The organism is Aquabacterium sp. A08, assembly GCF_011742065.1.
Genome location: NZ_JAAQQT010000333.1, coordinates 1 through 470, shown reverse-complemented (window position 1 = coordinate 470; position 470 = coordinate 1). Strand labels below are relative to the sequence as shown.

1 protein-coding gene is annotated in these 470 nt (G+C 63.2%); it reads left to right on the top strand.

Annotation, left to right across the window (positions count from 1 at the left end):
• Positions 1 to 470 (top strand): SLBB domain-containing protein (locus tag HA630_RS26990; RefSeq protein ID WP_208299911.1); only part of this gene is annotated, 470 nt, incomplete at both ends.

Here is a 470-nt window from a genome sequence, read left to right as displayed (position 1 = left end):
CGCATCATGGGCTCGAACTTCTCGTTCCAGCTGCACGCCCACCACGGTTTCGGTGCCTACATTTGCGGCGAAGAAACCGCGCTGCTCGAATCGCTCGAAGGCAAAAAAGGCCAGCCGCGCTTCAAGCCGCCGTTCCCGGCCAGCTTTGGCCTGTACGGCAAGCCCACCACCATCAACAACACCGAGACCTTCGCGGCGGTGCCCTGGATCATCTGCCACGGCGGTCAGGCCTACCTCGAATGCGGCAAGCCCAACAACGGCGGTACCAAGATCTTCTCAGTCAGTGGCGACGTGGAGCGTCCCGGCAACTACGAGATTCCGCTCGGCACCCCGTTCAGCAAATTGCTGGAACTGGCCGGTGGCGTGCGCGCTGGCCGCCAGCTCAAGGCAGTGATTCCGGGCGGCTCGTCCGCCCCGGTGCTGCCGGCCAACATCATCATGGACTGCACGATGGACTACGACTCCATCAG